This is a genomic window from Craterilacuibacter sp. (assembly GCF_051659485.1).
GTDB lineage: Bacteria > Pseudomonadota > Gammaproteobacteria > Burkholderiales > Chromobacteriaceae > Craterilacuibacter.
The window spans coordinates 1-3462 of sequence record NZ_JBOFOO010000363.1; the positions used below are offsets into that span (position 1 = coordinate 1).

Here is a 3462-nt window from a genome sequence, read left to right on the forward strand (position 1 = left end):
CCACCACAGGTAGCCACCTTCCAGCAGCAGCACCACGGCGAGGAAAGCCAGCAGGCTGAAGGCAATGAATAAGGTATCCATAACGCTTCTCCTATTCGAAACGGCGCGTCGGGTCGAGCAGCGCCTCGCTGATTACGACGCCATGGGTGCGCAGGCGTTCAAGGAACAGCGGCCGGATGCCGGTCGCCTGGAAATAGCCGGTCACGGTAGCATCGCTCGCCACCCCGGTCTGCACATAGCGGAACACCTCCTGCATGGTGATGACGTCGCCTTCCATTCCGGTGATTTCCTGCAGGCTGACCAGTTTGCGTTTGCCGTCGCTGAGGCGGGCGACCTGCACGACGACGGTGATGGCCGAACTGACCTGCTGGCGGGCGACCTTGGGCGTCAGGTTGAGGCCGGCCATACCGACCATGTTCTCCAGTCGGGTCAGCGCATCGCGCGGCGTATTGGCGTGGATGGTCGCCATCGAGCCTTCGTGGCCGGTGTTCATCGCCTGCAGCATGTCCACCGCCTCGGCGCCGCGCACCTCGCCCAGAATGATGCGGTCCGGCCGCATCCGCAGGCTGTTGCGGACTAGCGCGCGCTGGTTGACTTCGCCGCGTCCTTCGATATTGGGCGGCCGCGTTTCCAGCCGGATTACGTGCAGTTGCTGCAGTTGCAGTTCGGCCGCGTCCTCTATGGTAATGATGCGCTCGCCCGGTGGGATGCCCGCCGACAGGATGTTGAGCAAAGTGGTCTTGCCGCTGCCGGTGCCGCCGGAGATCAGGATGTTGACCTTGGCGCGCGAGAGTCCATCCAGGATGGTCGCCATGTCCGGGGTCAGGCTCTTGCGTTCGATCAGATCGTGCATTTTCAGCGGCGTGGCGGCAAAGCGGCGGATCGACATCGCCGGCCCGTCTATCGCCAAAGGCGGGATGATGGCGTTGACGCGCGAGCCATCGGCCAGACGTGCGTCGACCATGGGGCTGGATTCATCGATGCGCCGGCCGACACGGGAGACGATCTTGTCGATGATCTTCATCAGGTGGGCATCGTCATTGAAGCGGATGTCGGTCAGCTCCAGCCGTCCACGGCGTTCGACATAGATCTGGGCATAAGAGTTGATCAGGATGTCCGAGATGCTGGTATCGGCCAGCAACAGCTCCAGCGGACCCAGTCCCAGCATCTCGTGCTGGATGTCGCGCACCAGGTTGCGTCGTTCGCTCTCGTTCAGCGCGATGTTCTGTTCGGACAGCAGGCGCTCGACCAGGGCCTTCAGTTCCTGGCGCAGTTTTTCCGGTGCCATGCTCTCCATTGCCGTCAGGTCGATGCGCTCCAGCAATTGCCGGTGCATCGTAGCCTTGAGCGTATGAAAATTCTGCTGGGTCTCCTCGGTGTTGCGCGGTACAGCAGACTCCAGGCTGGCCGGTTCCGGGGTATAGGCTTCTATTCGGGCTCTGAGCGACATGGTAAACCTCCTCGGTGACTATCAGGCCTTGTAGCCCGGTTCGGTGACAAGAGCGTAGGCGGGTTTGTTTCGCCCCAGCAGTTTTCCCCACCAGGATGGGCTGGCGGCATTTTGCGGCGCCAAGGCGCTGGCGAAGCCGTCCAGTGCACGGGCAATCGGGCTGGACGGCGCCAGCCGCGCGACCGGCACCCCCTGATTGACCGAGGCGGCCGCGGCCTGATAGTTGTTGGGCAGGATATGGGCGATTTTTCGCGCTAAGGTACGTTCGATATCGCCCTGTCCGATGTCGCCACCCTTGGCATGGCGGTTGACGATCAGGCTGATCTTGTCTGCCGGGTAGCCTAGCGAGGTGAAGATGTCGAGCATGCGTTTGGCGTCGCGGATAAAGGGCAGGGTCGCCTGCAGTACCGGGAATATGGTATCCGCCAGATCCAGCGCCCGGATACTGACCGGGTCCAGTGTGCGGCCCAGATCCAGTAGCACGAAGTCGAATTCGCGCCGTGCGAGGCGAATCAGTGCCTCGATATGCGCAGCCTGGACTTCCATGGCGGCGGCCGGGTCTTCCGGTGAGGGCAGGATGCCAAGCCGGTTATCCAGCCACAGCAGGCTGGAACAGAGCAAGGCGGCATCCAGCCGGTCGATCTGGCCGGCCAGTTCGGCCAGATGGCTGGGCGTGGGGGCGTTGGACAGGAACAGGGCGGCATCGCCGAACTGCAGGTTAAGGTCGATCAGCAGCACGCGGCTGCCACTGGCGGCATGGGCCAGTGCGTAGGCAAGGTTGGCTGCGATAAAGGTCGAGCCGCTACCGCCTTTACACGGAATGAAGGCCAGCACCTTGCCGTCACGGGACGGCTGCGCTGCCTGCCGCCGTTGTTCGCGCACGCGCTGCAAGGCGTCAGTGAGCGTATGTGCATCCAGAGGCAGGGGCAAGACCTCGCGGATGCCGGCACGCATCGCCGCAATCAGTACTGCCGGTGTCGGCTGGGCGGTGAGTAGGATCGGTACCAGTTGCGGCTGGCGCAAGCAGGCACGCTCCAGTGCTTCTAACAGGCGCTCATCATCGGCGCCAAGTTCGCACAGCAGCACATCGGGCGTGTGCGCGTCCAGTAGGCCCGACAGGGCGGCACTGTTGCCGCACTGCGCGCTGTACACATAACCGTCCAGTGCCGTCAGCGTTTGCTGGATGGCCTGCAATGACTTCGGATCGGGTGACAGTAGGGCGATTTTCATCTGGTTTTTACCCTTTAGTTGCAGTCGGGGTTGGCATCGCTGCCGCTTCCGCTGGTCAGGCTTTCCTTCATCAGGGTGGTCGAGAAGGGCGGCAGTCTTAACTGGGTGGACAGCAGTGGAATATTCAGGCGGAACATGGGTGCATTGGGCGACACCGACACCGTCACCGCCTCGCAGTTATTGCTGCCGCTGCAGCCTGCCGGCGTATAGGCCACTGAAATGTCGCCGGCACTGACGGCGGGCAGGATGTCGCGAAACGTCGCCTTGACCCGGGCTGCATTCATGTCGCACACCACAGCCAGACGCGCGCTGCGCCGGGTGGCCTCGACCGCCGAGTTCCAGGTGAACAGCAGGCGGCCGAACTCGAAAATGCCCAGCAGCAGGCTGATGAACACGATGGCGACCAGTGCGAACTCGATGATTGCGGCACCCTGTTGTTGCAGGCGGGGGCGTTGGCGGCTCATAGATTAGACCTCATCGTGGTCGCGATCTTGCCAAAGCGGATTAGCGACTGGCCGCCGCTGGCAAAAGGCACCAGCGAGCGGAACGGATAGCCGTCGACGGTAATGGAAACCAGATTCACGGCGGGCGACACCACCTTGTGCCCGGCGCAGGTCGGGTCAGTGGATTGCCAGTCGCAGATGGTGATGCTGGCCTGGCTGAAGTCGGCTGCCGGCAGTAGGCTGAGCGGCTGGTTGCCGTTGCCGTTGACGCACCAGTCGTAGCTGCCGTATTGCAGCAGGCAGCGCGTATTGGCGATGACCTGCGCGTCGCCGGCGTTC

Annotated in this window: 3 protein-coding genes and 1 pseudogene; all 4 read right to left on the reverse strand. The window is 62.9% G+C overall.

Annotation, left to right across the window (positions count from 1 at the left end):
- Nucleotides 1-91: 91 nt before the first annotated feature.
- On the reverse strand, nt 92-1450 hold the full coding sequence (locus ACRC1E_RS12420; RefSeq protein ID WP_438515406.1) for a CpaF family protein: 1359 nt from the start codon (nt 1448-1450) through the stop codon (nt 92-94).
- Between the two features lie 21 nt (nt 1451-1471).
- Nucleotides 1472-2680 (reverse strand): AAA family ATPase, encoded by a 1209-nt coding sequence (locus ACRC1E_RS12425; protein ID WP_438515407.1) that lies wholly within the window; start codon nt 2678-2680, stop codon nt 1472-1474.
- Nucleotides 2681-2694: 14 nt separating this feature from the next.
- The gene (locus tag ACRC1E_RS12430; RefSeq protein WP_438515408.1) at nt 2695-3144 is read right to left on the reverse strand and encodes a TadE/TadG family type IV pilus assembly protein; all 450 of its coding nucleotides are present in this window, start codon (nt 3142-3144) and stop codon (nt 2695-2697) included.
- A pseudogene (locus ACRC1E_RS12435) lies at nt 3141-3462 on the reverse strand (hypothetical protein); the annotation flags it as partial. The pseudogene ACRC1E_RS12435 and the gene ACRC1E_RS12430, both read right to left, overlap by 4 nt.

Bases quoted from the DNA above. Each gene is read 5' to 3' on its own strand.
- ACRC1E_RS12420 (WP_438515406.1), bottom strand. From the start codon at position 1,450: ATGTCGCTCAGAGCCCGAATAGAAGCCTATACCCCGGAACCGGCCAGC.
- ACRC1E_RS12425 (WP_438515407.1), bottom strand. From the start codon at position 2,680: ATGAAAATCGCCCTACTGTCACCCGATCCGAAGTCATTGCAGGCCATC.
- ACRC1E_RS12430 (WP_438515408.1), bottom strand. From the start codon at position 3,144: ATGAGCCGCCAACGCCCCCGCCTGCAACAACAGGGTGCCGCAATCATC.